General features: G+C 63.7%; 16 protein-coding genes and 2 riboswitches. Of the genes, 6 read left to right on the top strand and 10 right to left on the bottom strand.

Annotation, left to right across the window (positions count from 1 at the left end; all coding sequences use genetic code 11):
- Positions 1-541: 541 nt before the first annotated feature.
- The 3 genes from BVER_RS10335 to BVER_RS10325 form a co-directional block, all read right to left on the bottom strand.
- Positions 542-964 carry a GNAT family acetyltransferase gene (locus tag BVER_RS10335; protein ID WP_050453227.1) on the bottom strand — a complete coding sequence of 141 codons (423 nt, stop codon included), beginning with the start codon at positions 962-964 and terminating at the stop codon, positions 542-544.
- The gene (locus tag BVER_RS10330) at positions 961-2,145 is read right to left on the bottom strand and encodes an acetylornithine transaminase (protein WP_050453226.1); all 1,185 of its coding nucleotides are present in this window, start codon (positions 2,143-2,145) and stop codon (positions 961-963) included. The genes BVER_RS10335 and BVER_RS10330 overlap by 4 nt, the downstream gene beginning before the upstream one ends.
- 275 nt (positions 2,146-2,420) lie before the next feature.
- Positions 2,421-3,452 carry a CDP-6-deoxy-delta-3,4-glucoseen reductase gene (locus BVER_RS10325; protein WP_050453225.1) on the bottom strand — a complete coding sequence of 344 codons (1,032 nt, stop codon included), beginning with the start codon at positions 3,450-3,452 and terminating at the stop codon, positions 2,421-2,423.
- A gap of 80 nt (positions 3,453-3,532) precedes the next feature.
- Here BVER_RS10325 and BVER_RS10320 point away from each other — a divergent pair, with 80 nt between their 5' ends.
- Positions 3,533-4,669: an NAD-dependent epimerase/dehydratase family protein gene (locus BVER_RS10320; RefSeq protein WP_050453224.1), complete on the top strand. Its 1,137-nt coding sequence runs from the start codon at positions 3,533-3,535 to the stop codon at positions 4,667-4,669.
- Here BVER_RS10320 and BVER_RS32465 read toward each other — a convergent pair.
- Both BVER_RS32465 and BVER_RS10315 read right to left on the bottom strand, forming a co-directional pair.
- Positions 4,662-4,826: a hypothetical protein gene (locus tag BVER_RS32465; RefSeq protein WP_198155213.1), complete on the bottom strand. Its 165-nt coding sequence runs from the start codon at positions 4,824-4,826 to the stop codon at positions 4,662-4,664. The genes BVER_RS10320 and BVER_RS32465 overlap by 8 nt on opposite strands.
- A gap of 135 nt (positions 4,827-4,961) precedes the next feature.
- Entirely contained in the window at positions 4,962-5,225 is a 264-nt protein-coding gene (locus BVER_RS10315) for an alpha/beta hydrolase (RefSeq protein ID WP_050453223.1), read from the bottom strand.
- Positions 5,226-5,416: 191 nt separating this feature from the next.
- A riboswitch (glycine riboswitch) is annotated at positions 5,417-5,530 on the top strand.
- Positions 5,531-5,538: 8 nt separating this feature from the next.
- Positions 5,539-5,666: riboswitch (glycine riboswitch) on the top strand.
- Positions 5,667-5,778: 112 nt separating this feature from the next.
- Between BVER_RS10315 and gcvT the strand changes: the two genes are divergently transcribed.
- The 5 genes from gcvT to BVER_RS10290 all read left to right on the top strand — a co-directional run bounded on the left by gcvT (position 5,779) and on the right by BVER_RS10290 (position 12,958).
- Complete coding sequence (gcvT, locus tag BVER_RS10310) at positions 5,779-6,903, top strand: glycine cleavage system aminomethyltransferase GcvT (protein WP_050453222.1); 1,125 nt, start codon at positions 5,779-5,781, stop codon at positions 6,901-6,903.
- Positions 6,904-6,957: 54 nt separating this feature from the next.
- Complete coding sequence (gene gcvH, locus BVER_RS10305) at positions 6,958-7,338, top strand: glycine cleavage system protein GcvH (RefSeq protein ID WP_050453221.1); 381 nt, start codon at positions 6,958-6,960, stop codon at positions 7,336-7,338.
- A 58-nt stretch (positions 7,339-7,396) separates the two neighbouring features.
- Positions 7,397-10,324 (top strand): aminomethyl-transferring glycine dehydrogenase, encoded by a 2,928-nt coding sequence (gene gcvP, locus BVER_RS10300; RefSeq protein ID WP_050453229.1) that lies wholly within the window; start codon positions 7,397-7,399, stop codon positions 10,322-10,324.
- A 223-nt stretch (positions 10,325-10,547) separates the two neighbouring features.
- Positions 10,548-11,549, top strand: coding sequence for an alginate lyase family protein (locus BVER_RS10295; protein ID WP_370444224.1), 1,002 nt, complete (start codon positions 10,548-10,550; stop codon positions 11,547-11,549).
- A 20-nt stretch (positions 11,550-11,569) separates the two neighbouring features.
- Entirely contained in the window at positions 11,570-12,958 is a 1,389-nt protein-coding gene (locus tag BVER_RS10290) for an L-serine ammonia-lyase (protein ID WP_050453219.1), read from the top strand.
- Between the two features lie 18 nt (positions 12,959-12,976).
- On the opposite strand, the gene flhA is transcribed toward BVER_RS10290, so the two are convergent.
- The 5 genes from flhA to flgA all read right to left on the bottom strand — a co-directional run bounded on the left by flhA (position 12,977) and on the right by flgA (position 18,834).
- A complete protein-coding gene (gene flhA, locus BVER_RS10285) occupies positions 12,977-15,073 on the bottom strand; it encodes a flagellar biosynthesis protein FlhA (RefSeq protein ID WP_050453218.1) in 2,097 nt (698 codons plus the stop codon).
- Positions 15,070-16,281, bottom strand: a complete 1,212-nt coding sequence (flhB, locus tag BVER_RS10280) for a flagellar biosynthesis protein FlhB (RefSeq protein ID WP_050453217.1) — start codon at positions 16,279-16,281, stop codon at positions 15,070-15,072. Before flhB ends, flhA begins: the two co-directional genes overlap by 4 nt.
- Positions 16,282-16,498: 217 nt before the next feature.
- On the bottom strand, positions 16,499-16,930 hold the full coding sequence (locus BVER_RS10275) for a flagella synthesis protein FlgN (protein ID WP_050453216.1): 432 nt from the start codon (positions 16,928-16,930) through the stop codon (positions 16,499-16,501).
- A 57-nt stretch (positions 16,931-16,987) separates the two neighbouring features.
- On the bottom strand, positions 16,988-17,302 hold the full coding sequence (gene flgM / locus BVER_RS10270; RefSeq protein ID WP_050453215.1) for a flagellar biosynthesis anti-sigma factor FlgM: 315 nt from the start codon (positions 17,300-17,302) through the stop codon (positions 16,988-16,990).
- 188 nt (positions 17,303-17,490) lie between these two features.
- Positions 17,491-18,834, bottom strand: coding sequence for a flagellar basal body P-ring formation chaperone FlgA (gene flgA / locus BVER_RS10265; protein WP_050453214.1), 1,344 nt, complete (start codon positions 18,832-18,834; stop codon positions 17,491-17,493).
- Positions 18,835-19,025 lie beyond the last annotated feature (191 nt).

Raw genomic sequence — 19,025 nt, 5'->3', positions numbered from 1 at the left:
GCGCTGCTGCATAGCGGCCGCGCGGCGTTCGGCGCTGCGGGCTACGCCCTTCGCGCCGCACGTCGCACAGAAGGATCAACTGAAACCACCGGCATCCGATTTCTGCACAACTTGACGCACACAACTAAGAGATCGGCTGCCGCAGATTAGCGATATCAATCAACAGCATCGAAGCGCCAACCAAGGTAGGGCCGAATAACGAATAAACCGACGAGGCATTCGAGGTCGTTTCGCTGAACACCTGCCGGTTGCTCATACGTACCTAAACCGGCCGCGCAGCGAGGCCGGAGTAAGCCGAAGGGAACCGTTACCGAGGTAGGCGAGAAAGCGCTGATCGCATGGGAACCAGCGCCCAAAAACACAGTGAGAGCACTCGCTACTGCTGTGCCAAGTCTCTAATCCTGTGCCGGGGCAGCTCAAGAAGGTGCTTAGGATCGGCCAAGCGGCTTTCTTTGGTCACTTTCTTTGCCGCCGCAAAGAAAGTGACCCCTCCGCCGGGGAGGCGGTTACTGAATAAAAAAGCACGACAAACAAAAACCCCCTAAAGCCGCTTGCCAAGACTAACAACCTCATCCACCCGATACCCCAACGCCTCATAAAACCCACTAAGCTCAGTCTTAAAACCAAGAATCTGCAAATTAACCTTAGGACACCCGAGCGCACCCAAAGCTCCTTCAGCATGAAGCATCAAAGCCCGCCCAAGCCCGCGCCCCCGCAAACCCGGCGTAACGGCAAGCGAATAAACCCATCCCCGATGCCCGTCATACCCAGCCATCACGGTGCCAACCACAACCCCATCCACGACACCGACAAAGAACAACTCAGGCTGAGTCCGAAGCTTATTGTCGATCGACAATTCAGGCGATCGCTGCGGCCGCGACGCATCCGCGTATTCGGGAAACACGTCGCGCCACAGCGCAATCACGGCCTCGCGATCGCGCACGTCGAATACACGGATGATCACAGCGAATCGAGCACCGAACGCAGCATCGTCATCATCTGATCGATCTCTTCTTTCGTCACGTTCAGCGCCGGCATGAAGCGCAGCAGATTCGAACGCGCCGCGTTCAGCAGCAAACCGTCCGGTTGCATCAGACGCGCCTTTTCGACGATCTGCGGACCCTTGTCGCTATCGAGCAGCAGCGCGCGCAGCAGACCTTCGCCACGCTCGCCCTTGAAGCCGCGCTCCGCCGACAGCTTCAGCAACTCCTGCTTCAGATACTCGCCTTTCTCGCGCACGCTTTCGAGGAAGCCCGGCGCGACGAGTTGCGAAATCACCGAATAACCGACCGCCGACATCAGCGGATTGCCGTTGTACGTGCCGCCCTGATCGCCCGCTTCGAACACGGCGACATCCGCCTTCGACAACAACGCCGCCAGCGGCACGCCGCCGCCGATGCCCTTGCCCAGCGTCATGATGTCCGGCTCGATGCCCGACAGCTCGTACGCGAACAGCGTGCCCGCGCGGCCGCAACCGCTCTGCACTTCATCGACGATGAAAAGGAGGTTGTGCTTCTTCGTCAGTTCCCGAAGCTGCTGCATGAATTCGCGCGTCGCCGGAATCACGCCGCCTTCGCCCTGAATCGGCTCGAGCATCACGCCGACCGTCTTGTCCGTGATGAGCTTCTCGACCGACGCGATATCGTTCAGATCGGCCTTCGGGAAACCCGGCACCTGCGGCACGTAGATCGTGTCCCAGCCGGGCTTGCCGCTCGCGGACATCGTCGCGATCGTGCGGCCGTGGAAGCTGTGATCGAAGGTGATGATCTCGTACGCGCCGCCCTTGAACTTCTTGCCCCACTTGCGCGCGAGCTTGATCGCGCCTTCGTTCGCTTCCGCGCCGCTATTGGCGAAGAACACCTTGTCGAAGCACGAGTTCGCCGTGAGCAGACCCGCGAGTTGCGCCATCGGGCCGTTGTAGTACGCCGGCGACGGATTGATCAGCGTGCGCGCCTGTTTGTCGAGCGCTTCGATCATGCCTTCGTTGCAGTGACCGAGCGAATTCACCGCCCAGCCCTGGATGAAGTCGAGATAGCGCTTGCCCGTGTTGTCGTAGAGCCAGGAACCCTTGCCGTGCGTGAACACGATATCGGGACGGTTCGTAATGTACATCAGCGAATCAACGGGAAACTCATCGAGATTCATGACAGCGGGCTCCACAGGGCAAAAGAGGAAAGTGGTGCGGAAAAAACAAAAGCCACGGAATGTCCGTGGCTTCATTTCGTGCGCTCAAGTATTACCGAACCGTGAACGCGAATGCATGACGAGCCAGCGGCATCCCTAGGGAAGCGGTGAGCGGCGACGTCGAAGTGCGTTCAGGATCTGGTTCATTCGCGAAGAATACGTTATGTGGTTCCTGCTTGTAAACCATGCATGCGGATTTTTTGTCCGCCTGCATGATCGATGCAACATCGGCAACATCAGACCGGATGCGCCAGATCCGCCGCGCTGGTGAAGGAATCGGCATAAAACTCGTCTTCCGGCAGGCGATGATGCTGCGTGAAATCGCGCTGCGCGGATTCCACCATCACCGGCGCGCCGCACGCGTACACCTGATATCCGCTCAAGTCTGGCAGATCATCGATGACAGCGCGATGAACGAAGCCCGTGCGGCCCGTCCACGCGTCGCCGGCGTCCGGCTCGGAGAGCACCGGCACGAAGGTGAAGTTCGGCACCTCGCGCGCCCATTGCTCGGCCAGTTCCATCATGTACAGATCGCGCTTGCGGCGGCGGCCCCAGTAGAGCGTCATCGGGCGGTTCAGGTTCTTGAACACCGCATGCTCGATGATCGCCTTGATCGGCGCGAAGCCCGTGCCCGACGCGAGCAGCACGATCGGCTTGTCGGAATCTTCGCGCAGGAAGAAGGTGCCCAGCGGCCCTTCGAAGCGCAGGATGTCGCGCTCCGTCATGTTGTTGAACACGTGATCCGTGAACGTGCCGCCCGGCATATGGCAGATATGCAGCTCGACCGGACCTTCGTGATGCGGCGGGCTCGCCATCGAATAGCTGCGGCGCTTGCCGTCCTTCAGGATGAACTCGATGTACTGTCCCGCGAGATATTGCAGTCGCTCGTTGGCGGGCAGTTGCAGCTTGAGCTCGACCACATCGTCCGCTTTGCGCTCCAGCGCGTTGACGCGGCACGGCAGCTTCTTGACCTGCACGTCGCCGACGCCCGCGACTTCGCGCACGTCGATGGTGAGATCCGTCTGGGCGGTCGCGCAGCAGAAGAGGGCCATGCCGCGGGTTTTTTCATCGTTCGACAAAGCGGACGACGAATGCGGCGCCTGTTCGATTTCGCCCTCGACGACGGCGCCCTTGCACGAACCGCACGCGCCGTTCTTGCAGCCGTACGGCAGGCCGATGCCCTGACGCAGCGCCGCGGTCAGAACCGGTTCGTCCGGTTCCACTTGAAACTGCCGGTCGCTTTGCCGGAGCGTGACATTGAAAGCCATAGATCGATTTCTTCTTGCGATGTGTGGATTGGTCTCTACTGCGATGCACGCGTGAATCGAGCGGCGGATAGAATGCCCGGATGATCGCTACTCGAACCCTGCGCCGCGCGCGCGTGCTGATCGTCGGATGCGGCGATGTCGGCATGCGCGCACTGCCGCTCCTGCAATCGCGGGCCGCGAAGCCGCGCGTGATCGCGCTCACGCATCATCCGGAGCGGGCCGCGCAACTGCGCGCGGCGGGCGCGCTGCCTCTCTCCGGCGACCTCGATGCCCGCGCGAGCCTGCGACGTCTCGCGGGCGTCGCGCAAACCGTGCTGCATCTCGCGCCGCCGCCGCGCGACGGACTCGCCGACACGCGCACGCGCGCCTTGCTCGCGACCCTGCGCGCACCGCGCCGTTCGATCGCCCGGCCGGCGCTTGCGCCGGTCATGCGACAGCGTCGCGCGCGCGGTTACATGCACGCCGCCGATCTGCCTTTGCGCCACGCGTTACGGCATGCAGCGCGTGCACCGTTGCGTCGGCCCGGACAGCGCCCGGGCGCGTTCGCCAGAACGTCTTTCATTGTATCCGACGGGCCTTTCTCGACCAGCTTGCGCGCGGAAAGCTTTCGCCCCGGTTTGCGCTTCGTCTATGCCAGCACGACGGGCGTCTACGGCGATTGCGGCGGCGCGTTCGTCGACGAGACACGGCCGGTGCGCCCGGAAAACGAGCGCGCGCGGCGACGCGTATCGGCGGAAACGCAAATGCGGGCGGCGGGCGCGGGCAGCGGCTGGCGCGTGTCGATCGTGCGGATTCCGGGCATTTACGCGGGCGATCGTCTGCCGCTCGCGCGCATCGACAAACAAATGCCCGCGCTCTTGCAAAGCGACGACGTCTACACGAATCACATCCACGCCGACGATCTCGCCGCGATCCTGCTGCGGGCGCTCGAGCGCGGCAAGCCGCAACGCGTGTTCAACGCGTCGGACGATACCGATCTGCGCATGGGAGATTATTTCGACCGCATCGCCGATGCTTATGGCCGCGCGCGCGTGCCGCGCATTTCACGCGACGAAGCGCAACGATGCCTCGAACCGGTGACGCTTTCGTTCATGCGCGAGTCGCGCCGGCTCGACAACGCGCGGCTCAAGCGCGAGCTGCGTTACGCGCTGCGCTTTCCGAGCGTCGACGATTTTCTGGCGGGCGAGGGCAAAGGCGAGCGCGTCGGCGTCAGATGAGCGCTGGAATCGCCTCCAGCAGGACGAAGCACATCAACGCGCCGATGAGATTCGGTGAAAATCTGTGGCGGCGATGCATCGACAGTGCCAACACCCCTATCAGCACGGCGGACAGTACGACAAACGCGATCAGCGCGACATTCATGTGGGAAACCATGATGCCCTCCTGCTTTTTTGATTGTGATTACGGGTATCCGTAAGACCAGTATATGAGGGCGTCAGGAAGAAGGCATGCTGCAGCGCAACGCCGTAAGCTCGGGGCTTTCACCGATTTGCAGGCTCAATTGCGGCGTCAATGCGCGGCTGTCTGGGCGTCGATGAAGGCGAGCACGTCGGCGACGACCGGCGAAGTGTCGCGTTGAGACGTCGAAAATGCCTGGATCAGGCTGTCGTGGCCCAATCCTTCGTAGCGTTTCAGTTCGACGCGATCGCCTTTCGCGCGCAGCGCATCGGCGAATTGCGTGCTGTTGACCGGATCGACGTCGGTATCGGCGGTGCCGGCGGCGAGCAGCATCGGCGGTTCGTTGCCGGTGACGAAATCGATGCCGACTATCACTTGACGAAGCCATTTCCCCGGAAATACGCGACCGAGGTCGTCGCGGACGTCATCGCGTTCATCCCGGCGGCGGACGCGTTTCTGGCGCACGTGAAGACCGGCGCGCATTCGCCATCCTGAGCGTGCGGGCCACATCACCGCCCCCCGCCCGAATCCGTTTGACAACCCAAATTCGGTCGCGTAAATTCTGCCGCACGCGTCGGGAGAGCGCGTGGACGCCGTTTTGCAGTGTGCAAAGCCGCGCAAGCCACGCCGCCGAAGGGGCATACCCGCAAACTCTCAGGCAAAAGGACCGAACGCGTCGGGAAGCAATTTCCCGAACTCTGGAGAGCGGCAGCGGTTTTCTTCCGAAGATCAGTTGCCCACCGAAGGGGCGCGCGATGAATCGTGATCGATCACGGTTCGCGCAATCTCTCAGGTACCGAGGACAGAGGGGTCACGCATCGCATCCGCTCGCGGTATGAGCCTTGCGCGCCGTATCGACGGCACGCAGGCGCATTTCGCAGCGTGAAAGCGCCGCGTAGCCTTTTTTGTTTCGCGAACCGAGGCCCCGATGACCGAACTTCAACACACGCCCCTGCACGCCGCCCACCTCGCGCTCAATGCGCGCATGGTCGATTTCGGCGGCTGGGACATGCCCGTCAACTACGGTTCGCAGATCGACGAACATCGCGCGGTGCGCACCGATGCCGGCATGTTCGACGTCTCGCACATGCGCGTCGTCGATTTCGAGGGCGAAGCGGTGCGCCAGTTCTTCCGCCGCGCCATCGCCAATAACGTCGACAAGCTGACCGTGCCGGGCAAGGCGCTCTATTCGTGCATGCTGCAGAGCGACGGCGGCGTCATCGACGATCTGATCGTCTACTTCTTCTCCGAAACGAGCTTCCGCGTGGTCGTCAACGCGGGCACGGCGGACAAGGACATCGCGTGGTTCGGCCAGCTGAACGCGCAGGGCGAATTCAATCTTTCCATCACGCCGCGCGGCGACCTCGGCATCATCGCCGTGCAAGGGCCGAATGCGCGCGAAAAAGTCTGGCAAGTGCTGCCGGACACGCGCGCACAGACGCAGGACATCAAGCCGTTCAACGCCGTCACGTTCCCCGATTCCCCGTTCGGCGAAGTGATGCTCGCGCGCACCGGCTATACGGGCGAGGACGGTTTCGAAATCGTCGTTCCGGCGACGCACGTCGAAGCGCTGTGGAACGCATTGCGCGATGCAGGCGTGAAGCCCGCCGGACTCGGCGCGCGCGATACGCTGCGGCTCGAAGCCGGCATGAACCTCTACGGTCAGGACATGGACGAAACCGTCTCGCCGCTCGACGCGGGTCTCGCGTGGACCGTCGATCTGAAAACGCCGCGCGATTTCGTCGGACGCTCGGCGCTGGAGGCGAACGGCTCGCAGGCGAACTTCGTCGGGCTCGTGCTGATCAAGGAAAACGGCAAGGCCGGCGGCGTGCTGCGCGCGCATCAGAAAGTCGTCACCGAACACGGCGACGGCGAGGTCACCAGCGGCACGTTTTCCCCGTCGATGCAGGAATCCATCGCCTTCGCGCGCGTGCCGACAGCGGTCGCGGCGGGCGATTCCGTGCAGGTCGTCATCCGCGACAAACAGCTTCCCGCGCGCGTGGTAAAACTTCCGTTCGTGCGCAACGGCAAGGTTCTCGTCGACCTCGCCTGAGCGCGCGTTCCTCCGATCAAGCAACTCACGAACGCATCACGCAAGGAGCATCCAATGAGCATCCCGGCCGATCTGAAATACACCGAATCGCACGAATGGGTCCGCACCGAAGCCGACGGTACATTGACCATCGGCATCACCGATCACGCGCAGGAAGCGCTCGGCGATATCGTCTTCGTCGAACTGCCGGCAGCGGGCAAGGCCGTCGCGGCGGGCGATGCGATCGCCGTCATCGAATCGGTGAAGGCCGCCTCCGATATCTACGCGCCGGTCTCGGGCGAAGTCATCGAAGCGAACGATGCGCTGACGTCGTCGCCGGATCAGGTGAACGGCGCGCCGTACGAAAGCTGGCTGTTCAAGATCAAGCCGTCGAGCAACGACGGCATGGACAAGCTGCTCGATGCCGCCGGTTACGGCAAGTCGATCGGCGAATAACTTTCTACTCGACGAAGGCGGCATCCCGCGCTGGACGCCGCCGTTCGCAGGAATTCTCATGAAGCTCGAACACCCGGATCGTCTGATGAACCGCACCTCTCTGTCCCTCGCCGCGCTCGAATGCCACGATGCATTCGCCGGCCGGCACATCGGCCCCGACGATGCAGACCAGCGCGCCATGCTCGACGCGCTCGGCTTTGCAACGCGCGCGGCCTTCATCGACGCGGTGATTCCCGAATCGATCCGCCGCAAGGAAGCGCTGCCGCTCGGCGCGTTCACGCAGCCGAAGAGCGAAGCTGAAGCGCTCGCGTCGCTGCGCAAGCTGGCGGACGAAAATCTGGTGTTTCGAACCTATATCGGCCAGGGTTATTACGGCACGCACGCGCCGGCCGTGATCCTGCGCAACGTGCTGGAAAATCCGGCGTGGTACACGGCTTACACGCCGTATCAGCCGGAGATTTCGCAAGGGCGTCTGGAAGCGCTGCTGAATTTCCAGAAGATGGTGACCGACCTGACCGGCCTCGCGATGTCGAACGCATCGCTGCTCGACGAAGCCACCGCGGCCGCCGAAGCGATGACGCTCTTGCAACGCGTCGGCAAGCCGAAGTCGAACGTGTTCTACGTCGCCGACGACGTGCTGCCGCAAACCATCGAAGTGGTGAAGATGCGCGCGAAACCGGCGGGCATCGAAGTGAAGGTCGGCCCCGCAGCCGATGCCGCGAGCGCCAACGCATACGGCGTGCTGCTGCAATATCCGGGCGCGAACGGCGATGTGCGCGACTATCGCGAACTCGCGGAGAAGATTCACGCGGCGGGCGGTCACGTCGTCGCGGCGGCGGATCTGCTGGCGCTGACGCTCATCACGCCGCCGGGCGAATGGGGCGCGGACGTGGCCATCGGCAATACGCAGCGTTTCGGCGTGCCGGTCGGCTTCGGCGGTCCGCACGCGGCGTACATGGCCGTGCGCGACGAATTCAAGCGTCAGATGCCGGGCCGTCTCGTCGGCGTGACCGTCGATGCGCAAGGCAACAACGCGCTGCGTCTCGCGCTGCAAACGCGCGAACAGCATATTCGCCGCGAAAAGGCGACGTCGAACGTCTGCACGGCGCAGGCGCTGCTCGCGATCATGGTGAGCATGTACGCGGTGTATCACGGTCCGCAAGGTTTGAAGACAATCGCATTGCGCGTGAATCGCGTGGCGTCGATCTTCGCGGCAGGCGTGAAGAAGCTCGGCTACGCGCTCGCCAACGACACGTTCTTCGATACCGTCACCATCGACAGCGGCGCGAACACCAACGCGCTGCACCAGGCCGCGTTCGCCGCGCATATCAATCTGCGCCGCGTGAGCGCGACGCAAGTGGGCGTATCGGTGGATGAAACCACCACGCGCGACGATCTGCTCAAGCTGTTCGCGCTGTTCGCGGAAGTCGCGGGCAAGACCGAAACCTTCGATATCGACGCGCTCGATCAATCCGCTTCGGATTCGCTGCCGGCGGACCTGCATCGCACGAGCGAATATCTGACGCATCCGATCTTCAATCGTCACCATTCCGAGACCGAAATGCTGCGCTATCTGCGCAGTCTCGCGGACAAGGACCTCGCGCTCGATCGCACGATGATCCCGCTCGGCTCCTGCACGATGAAGCTCAACGCGACCTCCGAAATGCTGCCGGTGACGTGGCCCGAGTTCGCGCAGATCCATCCGTTCGCGCCCGCCGAGCAAACGGTCGGTTATCGCACGATGATCGATCAGCTCGAACAGATGCTGGTCGCGTGCACGGGCTACGCGGCGGTGTCGCTGCAGCCGAACGCCGGATCGCAGGGCGAGTACGCGGGCCTGCTGATCATCCACGCGTATCACGAGTCGCGTGGCGAAGGGCATCGCAATGTGTGTCTGATTCCGGCGTCCGCGCACGGCACGAATTCGGCGTCGGCGCAGATGGCGGGGATGCAGGTCGTCGTCGTCGCGTGCGATGCGAACGGCAACGTCGATATCGACGATCTGAAGGCGAAGGCCGAGAAGCATTCGACGAATCTCGCGGCGATCATGATCACGTATCCGTCGACGCACGGCGTGTTCGAAGTCAACGTGCGCGAGATTTGCGACATCGTGCAACAGCACGGCGGTCAGGTGTACGTCGACGGCGCGAACATGAACGCGATGGTCGGCCTCTGCGCGCCGGGCCAGTTCGGCAGCGATGTTTCGCACCTGAATCTGCACAAGACGTTCTGCATTCCGCACGGCGGCGGCGGACCGGGCGTCGGTCCGGTCGCGGTCGGCGCGCATCTGGCGAAGTTCCTACCGAACCAGACGTCGACGGGTTATACGCGTGATGGCGCGGGCATCGGCGCGGTATCGTCGGCGCCGTACGGCTCGGCCGCGATTCTGCCGATTTCGTGGATGTATATCGCGATGATGGGCGCGCAAGGCCTCACCGCCGCCACCGAAAACGCGATCCTCGCCGCGAACTATGTCGCCAAGCGACTCGCGCCGCACTATCCGGTGCTGTACAGCGGCGCGGGCGGACTGGTCGCGCACGAGTGCATTCTCGATGTGCGCCCGATCAAGGAAACCAGCGGCATTTCGGTGGAAGACGTGGCCAAGCGCCTGATCGACTACGGCTTCCACGCGCCGACGATGAGCTTCCCGGTGCCGGGCACGCTGATGGTCGAGCCGACCGAATCGGAATCGAAGGAAGAGCTCGACCGCTTCATCGACGCGATGATCGCCATCCGCGAAGAAATTCGCGCGGTGGAAGACGGCCGCGCCGATCGCGAGGACAACGTGTTGAAGCACGCGCCGCACACGGCGGCGGTCGTCACGTCGGACGGCTGGTCGCACAAGTACACGCGCGAGGCGGCGGCGTATCCGCTCAAGTCGCTCGTCACGCGCAAGTACTGGTCGCCGGTCGGCCGCGCGGACAACGCGTACGGCGACCGCAACCTGATGTGCTCGTGCGTGCCGATTTCGGAATACACGGAGTAAGACAGGCAAGCCGCCCGCCGATGCCCGCAAAAGCGTAAAGCATTGTCGGGCGGCTTTGGCGGCGCGCGCCAGAACGGCTAACATCACACCCCGGACCAAAGCCAATCAAGGAGTTCGCATGGCGCCGAAGGTGCGAGTGGTGAATGAGAGCCGTTCCAGGACGCGCGCGATACTGGCCGTGCTTTCCGCGCTGACGCTTGTCGCGCCCACGGCGCACGCGGCGATGAATTTCTGCGCCGCGCCCGCGATGCAATCCAGCGAGCGCACCAATGCCGATTCCGGCGTGAAGGCGCTCGTGAAACTGGTGCAGTCGCGCGTCAACGATCAGCCGAAACCGCTCGCGCATCTGCATACCGAAGGGACGCTGCCGCATCAGGGCATCTACGATCAGAGCGTCGAAGCGGAAAAGGATCTCGATCTGATGCGCGATGCCGCGCTTGCGTGGCGCGCCACCGGCGACGAGCGTTATCTGCGGCTGGTCGACCGCTTCCTGTTCGCGTGGACGACGACGTATCAGCCGAGCTTCAATCCGATCGACGAGACGAATTTCGAATCGCTGATCCTCGCGTACGACATGACCGCAAGCGCGCTGCCAGTCAAGACGCGCAACGCCGCCAACGCGTTCATCACGAAGATGGTGACGGGTTATATCGCGGATATCGACAAGCAGCCGCGTCCGCTGACCGGCACGTATCGCAACAACTGGCAGAGTCATCGCGTGAAGCTGGTCGCGATGGGCGCGTTCACCACCGACGATCGCAAGCTGATCAACGCCGCGCAGCGGCTGTTCGTCGAGCATATCGGCGACAACATCGCGCCGGACGGCTCGACCGTGGATTTCGCCGAACACGATGCACTGCGTTACGTCACCTACGACCTTCAGCCGCTGGTGACGGCGGCGCTGGCGGCGCGGCGGCATAACCGCAACTGGCTGCCGGAGCGCGCGCAGTCGGGCGCGACTTTGGCCGTGGCGCTCAACTGGCTGACGCCGTATGCGCTCGGCACGCGTACGCACGAGGAATTCGTGCGCTCGTCCGTTCCGTTCGATGCCAAGCGTCGCGAAGCCGGCTTGCCCGGTTATTCCGGCGCGTGGGATCCGAAGAACGCGGCGGAACTCTTTCATCTGGCGGCGCGTCTCGACGGCCGCTACGCGCCGGTGGCGCTGCGGCTCGCGCCGACGCCGCCCGCCTGGCTCGCGGTGTGTCTGCCGCTGCCGGCGCGTTAATTTCACACGCAGGAGCAGTCATGGCAGTCAGCGTATTCGACCTCTTCAAGATCGGCATCGGACCTTCCAGCTCGCACACGGTCGGCCCGATGCGCGCCGCGCTGATGTTCGCGCAAGGACTCGAACGCGACGGATTGCTGGATGCGACGGCATCGGTGAAATGCGAGTTGTATGGCTCGCTCGGCGCGACCGGCAAGGGCCACGGCACCGATCGCGGCGTGATGCTCGGCCTGATGGGCGACGCGCCCGATACCGTCGATGCCACCACCATCGTGCCGCGCCTCGAAGCGGTGCGCACCTCGAAGACGCTGGCGCTGCTCGGCACGCACAAGCTGCCGTTCACGATCAAGGAAAACATCGCGTTTTATCGGCAGGCGCTGCCGGAGCATCCGAACGGCATGAAGCTGTTCGCCTTCGATGCGAACGCCGCGGTGTTGCGCGACGCGACGTATCTGTCGGTCGGCGGCGGTTTCGTCGTGACGGCGGGCGCGGCGAATACGGCGGTGTTGACGGCGCACGAGCAGTTGCCGTATCCGTTTCAAACTGGCGACGAACTGATGAAGATGTGCGCGGAATCGGGCAAGTCGATCGCGCAACTGATGTGGGACAACGAGCGCGTCTGGCGCAGCGACGACGAGATTCGCGCGGGCCTGATGCGCATTTGGGACGTGATGCAGGATTGCGTCGCGCGCGGATGCGGCATCGACAATCCGGAAGCGGAAGGGCATCTGCCAGGGCCGTTTCAGGTGAAGCGTCGCGCGCCGGTGCTGTACAAGGCGCTCGCGAGCAAGCCGGAGCAGGCGCTGCGCGATCCCTTGTCGATGATCGACTGGATCAACCTCTACGCGATCGCGGTGAACGAGGAGAACGCCATCGGCAGACGCGTGGTGACGGCGCCGACGAATGGCGCGGCGGGCATCATTCCGGCGGTGCTGCATTACTACGACCGCTTCGTGCCGGGATCGAACCAGCAAGGCGTGATCGATTTTCTGCTGACGGCGGCGGCCATCGGCATTCTGTACAAGATGAACGCGTCGATTTCCGGCGCGGAAGTGGGCTGTCAGGGCGAAGTCGGGGTGGCGTGTTCGATGGCGGCTGGCGGTTTGGCTGCGGTGTTGGGCGGCACGCCCGCGCAAGTCGAGAATGCAGCCGAAATCGGCATGGAGCACAACCTGGGGCTGACCTGCGATCCGGTCGGCGGCATGGTGCAGATTCCGTGCATCGAACGTAACGCGATGGGATCGGTGAAAGCCGTCAACGCCGCCCGCATGGCGATGCGCGGCGACGGTTCGCATTACGTATCGCTGGATTCCGTGATCAAGACGATGCGCGAGACGGGCGCGGATATGAAGACCAAGTATAAGGAAACGTCGCGTGGTGGGTTGGCGGTGAATATTGTGGAGTGTTGAGGACGATCTGGGCGCCCATCACGCCCCAATCAAATTCACCACTCGCACATTCCGCGTATCCGGCACTTCCGCATACGACAGCACCTTCAGCTGCGGCAAGCTCCGGCGCAGGAAGCGCGCCAGCATCGCGCGCAGCGAATGCTGCACCAGCAGCACCGGCGGCAAGCCCATCGTCTGTTGACGCATGATGGCGTTCTGCGTCGAATTCATCAGCGTCTGCGCGAGGCCCGGCTCCAGACCCGGATTCGCGCCCGTCGACAGCGCCTGCGACAGCACGCGCTCCAGTTGCGGGTCGAGGCCCATCACCTGAAGATCGTCGTTGCCCGGGAACCATTGCTGCGAGATCGCGCGGCCGAGCGAGAGACGCACCGCGGCGGTGAGTTCGTACGCATCCGAAATGCGCGGCGCGTGTTCCTGCACCGCGTCGAGAATCGTGCGCATGTCGCGGATCGGCACGCTTTCGTCGAGCAGGTTCTGCAACACCTTTTGCAGCGTCGTGAGCGAAATGGTCTTCGGCACGAGGTCTTCCGTGAGCGACGGCGTGTCCTTGCCGATCCGCTCCAGCAGCGCCTGCACTTCCTGACGGCCGAGCAGTTCCGCCGCGTGCGTCACGACGAGGTGGTTCAAATGCGTCGCCACCACCGTGCTTGCATCGACGACCGTGTAGCCGTAGACCTGCGCCTGTTCGCGCATGTTGGTATCGATCCACACCGCCGGCAAGCCGAACGCCGGATCGGTCGTCTGCGGGCCGGGCAGCGCGGCCGACACCTGACCCGGATTGATCGCGAGCCATTGTCCCGGGAACACTTCGCCCGAACCGACTTCCACGCCCTTCAGCGCGATGCGATAGCCATTCGGACGCAATTCCAGGTTGTCGCGGATATGTATCACCGGCGGCAGGAAGCCGATTTCCTGCGCGAACTTCTTGCGAATGCCCTTGATGCGCTTCAGCAGTTCGCCGTCCGAGTTGCGGTCGACCAGCGGAATCAGGCGATAACCCACTTCGAGGCCGAGCGGATCGATCAGCGACACGTCTTCCCAGCTTGCTTCGGCGTTCTCGACCGGCGTCACCGCGGCCGGCGCGATATCCGTCACCGAGCTCACCTTCTTCTTCGCTTCGGCACGCTTGTTCATCGTGCGTGCGGCGTAGATCAGACCGCCGCCGAGCAGACCGAACGCGAAGTGCGGCATGCCCGGAATCAGACCCATCACGCTGATGATCACGCCCGTGATCATCAGCACGCGCGGGTTCTGGAACAACTGGCCGGTCAGCTGCGTGCCGATGTCTTCCTCGGTCGCGACGCGCGATACGATCACGCCCGCCGCCGTCGAAATAATGAGCGACGGAATCTGCGCGACGAGGCCGTCACCGATGGTCAGCAGCGTGTAGTTGGTCGCCGCGTGGCCGAAGTCCATGTCGTGCTGCACCATGCCGACGATCAGCCCGCCGACGATGTTGATCACCATGATCAGGAGGCCCGCGATCGCGTCGCCGCGCACGAACTTCGATGCACCGTCCATCGAACCGTAGAACTCGGATTCCTGCGCGACCGCCTGACGGCGCTTCTTCGCCATCTCTTCGTTGATGAGGCCCGCGTTCAAATCGGCGTCGATCGCCATCTGCTTGCCGGGCATCGCGTCGAGCGTGAAGCGCGCGCCGACTTCCGCGATACGTCCCGCGCCTTTCGTGATCACCATGAAGTTGATGATCATCAGAATCACGAACACGACGATACCGACCGCGAAGTTGCCGCCGACAAGGAAGTGGCCGAACGATTCAATCACCTGACCCGCCGCGTCCGGACCCGTGTGGCCCTGCAACAGCACGATACGCGTCGACGCCACGTTCAGCGACAGACGCAGCAGCGTGGAGAACAGCAGCACACTCGGGAAGGCCGCGAAATCGAGCGGCTTCTGGGTGTACATGCTGACGAGCAGCACCATCACCGAGAGCGCGATATTGAATGTGAACAGCAAGTCCAGCAGGAACGCCGGCAAGGGCAGAATCATCATGCCCAAGATCATGCAGATCAGGATCGGGCCGGCCATCGCCCGAAGGTTCTGCGTGCCCAGCGCGTCGGGGCGTTTAGCGAAAAATCCTGCGCGCGCGTTCATGCTGCGGCTCCATTCGTAGTGTTGTCGTCATCCATCAGGGCGTCTGCGGCTTCCTGATCGGCGTCGGCATCGGACACCATGCCTTTGTCGAGTTCTTTCGGTACGTCGAGATCGGTCGGATCGTCCGGCTTGTCGCCGCCGTCTTCCTTGTAGCGCTTGAGCTGATACACCCACGCCAGCACCTGGGCGACCGCGCCGTACAGCGCGCCCGGAATTTCCCGGTTCAGTTCGACGTTGTGATACAGCGCGCGCGCCAGCGGCGGCGCTTCGAGCAGCGGCACATTGGCTTCGCGGCCGAGTTCGCGGATGCGCGCCGCGACCAGATCGACGCCATTGGCGACGACCCTCGGCGCGCGCATTTCGCCGTCGGTGTACTTGAGCGCCACGGCGAAGTGCGTCGGGTTGGTCACGATCACGTCGGCGGTCGGCACCTGCTGCATCATGCGGCGGCGGGAGGCGGCGCGTTGCTGCGAACGGATCTTCGCCTTGATGTGCGGATCGCCGTCGTTTTCCTTGTGTTCCTGCTTCACTTCTTCCTTCGTCATGCGCAGCTTCTTGGCATGCGCATACATCTGATACGGCACGTCGGCGGCCGCGACCAGAAACAGGCCGGCGATCGCCATGCCGCAGGTCAGCGCGATCAGATGCATGGCATCGGCGAGCGCGAGCGGCAGCGGCTTGGTCAGCAGATCGAGCGTTTCCGAGCGATGCTTCCACACCGTGAAGCCCGCAATCCCGCTGACCACGATGGTCTTCAGCAGCGACATGCCGAGCTGGACCGGGCCCTGCATCGAAAAGATCCGGCCGAGGCCGGTGATCGGATTGAGACGGTTGAAGTTCGGCGCGAGCGGCTCGGTCGTGAGCAGAAAGCCGCCGAGCGCCATCGGCGCGGCGAGCGACGCGAAGGCGGTCATCGCGAAGACGGGCATGATCGCGAGCAGCCCTTCCTTGCTGGCGTTGGCCGCGCCGATCATCATCTGATGCGTGTCGAGCAGGGTCACGCGATCGAAGGTGAACGCGCCGCGCAGAATCGACTGCATATGGCCGTAGATCGAGCCCGACATGCCGTAGACGCCAAAAAAACCCGCCGCCAGCAGCGCGAACGAGACCAGCTCGCGCGAATGGGGAATCTGACCTTGCTCCCGCGCCTTTTGCAGGCGCTTGGGAGTGGCTGATTCGGTTTTTTCGAGATCGCTTTCTTCTGACACCTGCCTTCGCTCCGATGCTTGCTACCGCGTGATCCAGGGGGAACGGCCAAAGCCGCTTTCCGATGGGATGAATTATTGCGGAAGGGTGCAAGCCGCCATCGGCGGATAAAGCTGGAGAAAAGGGGGTTATTCGGGCAATGAGCGAGCCGCGCGGGGCGCGGCTGCAAAGATGGCGCGGGAAGCCGCGAGGTTCCCCGGCAAAAGCGGACGACGAGACTCAGACGCCCGGCACGCGGCCATCGGGACCGTAAAAGCCGGTCTTGGCGGGCGAAACCTGCAACGCGGCGAGCGCCTTGCGGTTGTATTCCATACGGGTGCGGATCAGCACGCCGTTGTTGTTGTTGCCCTGACGCGCGCGGCGAGCGGCGGCGCGCAGCAGCGCCCATTGCTCGGTGATGCGCGCATCGCCCGCGGAGGCGGCATCCATGCCGGCCGCGCCTTGCGGCAGACCCATTTCGGTCAGACGGCTATCGCGTTCCTGCTCGAGTGCGGCGATGCGCTCGGTCAACGCGGTCTTTTTCTCGATGATCCCGGGCAGCGCATCGGGCTGCGCGGCGATCAGCGCCTTTTCCTCGGTGACGAGGAGTGCTTCGAACGCCTGGACGGCGGCGACTTCTTCGGTAACGGTGGCAAGCAGGGCGTCTTTCATTGCGGCTCGCTATAAAAAGCGTGTTTCACAAAATGCCGCCCGGAATTGCTCCGCCGGTCAGCGGGTTCTCGTTTGCAGCAGGTCGCGGGCGGTGCTCAGCATGCCGTCGGCGATCTTGCCCGAATCGATCTTGTAGCTGCCGTCACGCAGCGCGGCCTTGATCGACTCGACTTTCGCCGAATCGATGTCGGAACCGCCCGACGTGCTCAGCGCGAACATCGACGACAGATTGACCGTCGAGTTCTGCGCGCCGGCAGCGCTCACTTGTTGCACGGCGCCCACGGCGCTCTTTGCATCGCTGTTGTTCGTCGCGCGCTGCGCACCGTTCTGGAGTGCCGCGAGCGTGCTGTTGTTGCTGGAGTCGATCTTCATGGTGTCTATTCCCTGACGTGTTGAGTCCTTTAACGGTCCAGGGATTGAAATCTTTACCCTGCCTCAGGACGCGCAACCGTTTCCTAATTTCACCATAACCCGCCGAGCCTTGCTGGACGGGCGTCTCAGCCATTTGCAACAATTTGAAACAAAGTGTGAGGAATCCCACACAAGGGCTCAAGCCCGAATTAAAGCCGAACTTCGACTGTCTGGTTGTCCTTCACGATACCGGTGATGATCTGACCCCCGGTCATTTTCACGCGCACTTGCTGTCCGGGCGATGCATTGTTCATCACGCTGCCGTCGGCCGAGATCGCGAAGCCCACGCCGTCGGTGACGACGTGCACGCTCTGGCCGATCGACACCGCCGTCGACGCGCGCAGCATGTCGGTGCGCAGCGGCAGATTCGCGCCGATGCGCGACAGCGCCGTCGCGCCGACCGCCTGCGTCGGATCGGTGATGATGGCTTGCGGCATCGCGGTCAGATCGCCTTCGCGGGTGACGAGATCGGCATCCGTCAGCACTTCGCCGGGCGCGATGGCGCGCGCGGCGAGATAGTAGGTCGCGTTCACCGACACGCGCGCCTGCACATACAGCGTCCAGGGCCGTTCGCCGACGCAGCGCACGCCGACCGTCATCCGGCCCCAGACGCGCGCGCCGGTCGGCATGAACGGATCGAGCGACGAGCACGGCGCGAGACCGCGCGGGAAAACCGGCGTCACGGTGATTTCGACCTTGCCGGGCAAACCGGCGGCCTGCTGCTGCAGGAACGCGGTCGCCGCTGCGCGGATCGATTCGCCGTCCTGCTGCACGGCGGCTCCGCCTTGCTGCGCGGGGGCGGCGTTCTGCACATTCGGCGCGTACGTGCGCTTTTGCGCGACCGTAGCCGCGTTCGATACGGGCGTCGCCGTGCCTGCGGCGATCGGTTTCGTCGCCGCCGATGCCCCGTCGTCGCGCTGAACGACGACCGGCGTCACATCGCGCGATACGGCTTTGGCGGGCGTCGCCGGTGAAAAAGACGTCTTCATCATGCCGCTGGCGGGCGCGGCCGTCTGCGGCTGAATCTGCGGACGTGCCGCGACTTGCGGCGCTTTCGCCTGAGCCTGACCCGGACCGGGAATGACGATCATGCCGCCGGCGTCGTCCATCGAATCGTCGGCGGCTTCGGCGCGCGCTTCGAGCGCGAGCGCGGCGTTGCGCATCGCGGCATCGGCGGCTTGCGTGGCGGCGCGATAGCCGCTCGGACGCGTGGCATCGGGCGAATACTGCACGGCGGGCGGCGCGACCGACGTGACGGGCGCGGCCGATGCCGGCTTGCTGTTGTTCAGCGCCTTCGCCATTTCAGCTGCGGCGGCGGGATTGGTTTCGGCGTTGCCGGGAATGACGATCGGACCGCCGTCCTGCTGCGCGTACGCGCCGGAGATCAAGCCGACGAGCAGCGACACGCCCGCCGCACGGCGTGCAAACGACGCCGTCCCACGGGACTTGGCTCCCGTGATGTTTCCGGACGGACGGCTGGCGATCCTGCTCATCAACTTTCTCCTGACACGCCGCGCGCACCGCGCGACGCATTCGATTCGAGGGAGCCGTCCCGTCCGCGCGGGGACACGGACGAGACGGCCATTACAACGGACAACGGCTGCCGGACTTCGACTTCACACCCACACGTCTCACCCACACCCGACGCTCAAGCAATTTCGACTTCATCCGGCCCTGAATACGG

Source organism: Candidatus Burkholderia verschuerenii (assembly GCF_001189365.1).
Lineage (GTDB): Bacteria > Pseudomonadota > Gammaproteobacteria > Burkholderiales > Burkholderiaceae > Caballeronia > Caballeronia verschuerenii.
This window is presented reverse-complemented; position numbering and strand designations above follow the sequence as displayed.

Coding starts and splice junctions, on each gene's coding strand:
- BVER_RS10330 (WP_050453226.1), bottom strand. CDS start 2,145: ATGAATCTCGATGAGTTTCCCGTTGATTCGCTGATGTACATTACGAAC.
- flgM (WP_050453215.1), bottom strand. CDS start 17,302: ATGAAGATCGACTCCAGCAACAACAGCACGCTCGCGGCACTCCAGAAC.
- BVER_RS10295 (WP_370444224.1), top strand. CDS start 10,548: ATGAATTTCTGCGCCGCGCCCGCGATGCAATCCAGCGAGCGCACCAAT.
- BVER_RS10320 (WP_050453224.1), top strand. CDS start 3,533: ATGATCGCTACTCGAACCCTGCGCCGCGCGCGCGTGCTGATCGTCGGA.
- gcvT (WP_050453222.1), top strand. CDS start 5,779: ATGACCGAACTTCAACACACGCCCCTGCACGCCGCCCACCTCGCGCTC.
- BVER_RS10275 (WP_050453216.1), bottom strand. CDS start 16,930: ATGAAAGACGCCCTGCTTGCCACCGTTACCGAAGAAGTCGCCGCCGTC.
- flhA (WP_050453218.1), bottom strand. CDS start 15,073: ATGAACGCGCGCGCAGGATTTTTCGCTAAACGCCCCGACGCGCTGGGC.
- BVER_RS32465 (WP_198155213.1), bottom strand. CDS start 4,826: ATGGTTTCCCACATGAATGTCGCGCTGATCGCGTTTGTCGTACTGTCC.
- BVER_RS10290 (WP_050453219.1), top strand. CDS start 11,570: ATGGCAGTCAGCGTATTCGACCTCTTCAAGATCGGCATCGGACCTTCC.
- BVER_RS10325 (WP_050453225.1), bottom strand. CDS start 3,452: ATGGCTTTCAATGTCACGCTCCGGCAAAGCGACCGGCAGTTTCAAGTG.
- gcvH (WP_050453221.1), top strand. CDS start 6,958: ATGAGCATCCCGGCCGATCTGAAATACACCGAATCGCACGAATGGGTC.
- flgA (WP_050453214.1), bottom strand. CDS start 18,834: ATGAGCAGGATCGCCAGCCGTCCGTCCGGAAACATCACGGGAGCCAAG.
- gcvP (WP_050453229.1), top strand. CDS start 7,397: ATGAAGCTCGAACACCCGGATCGTCTGATGAACCGCACCTCTCTGTCC.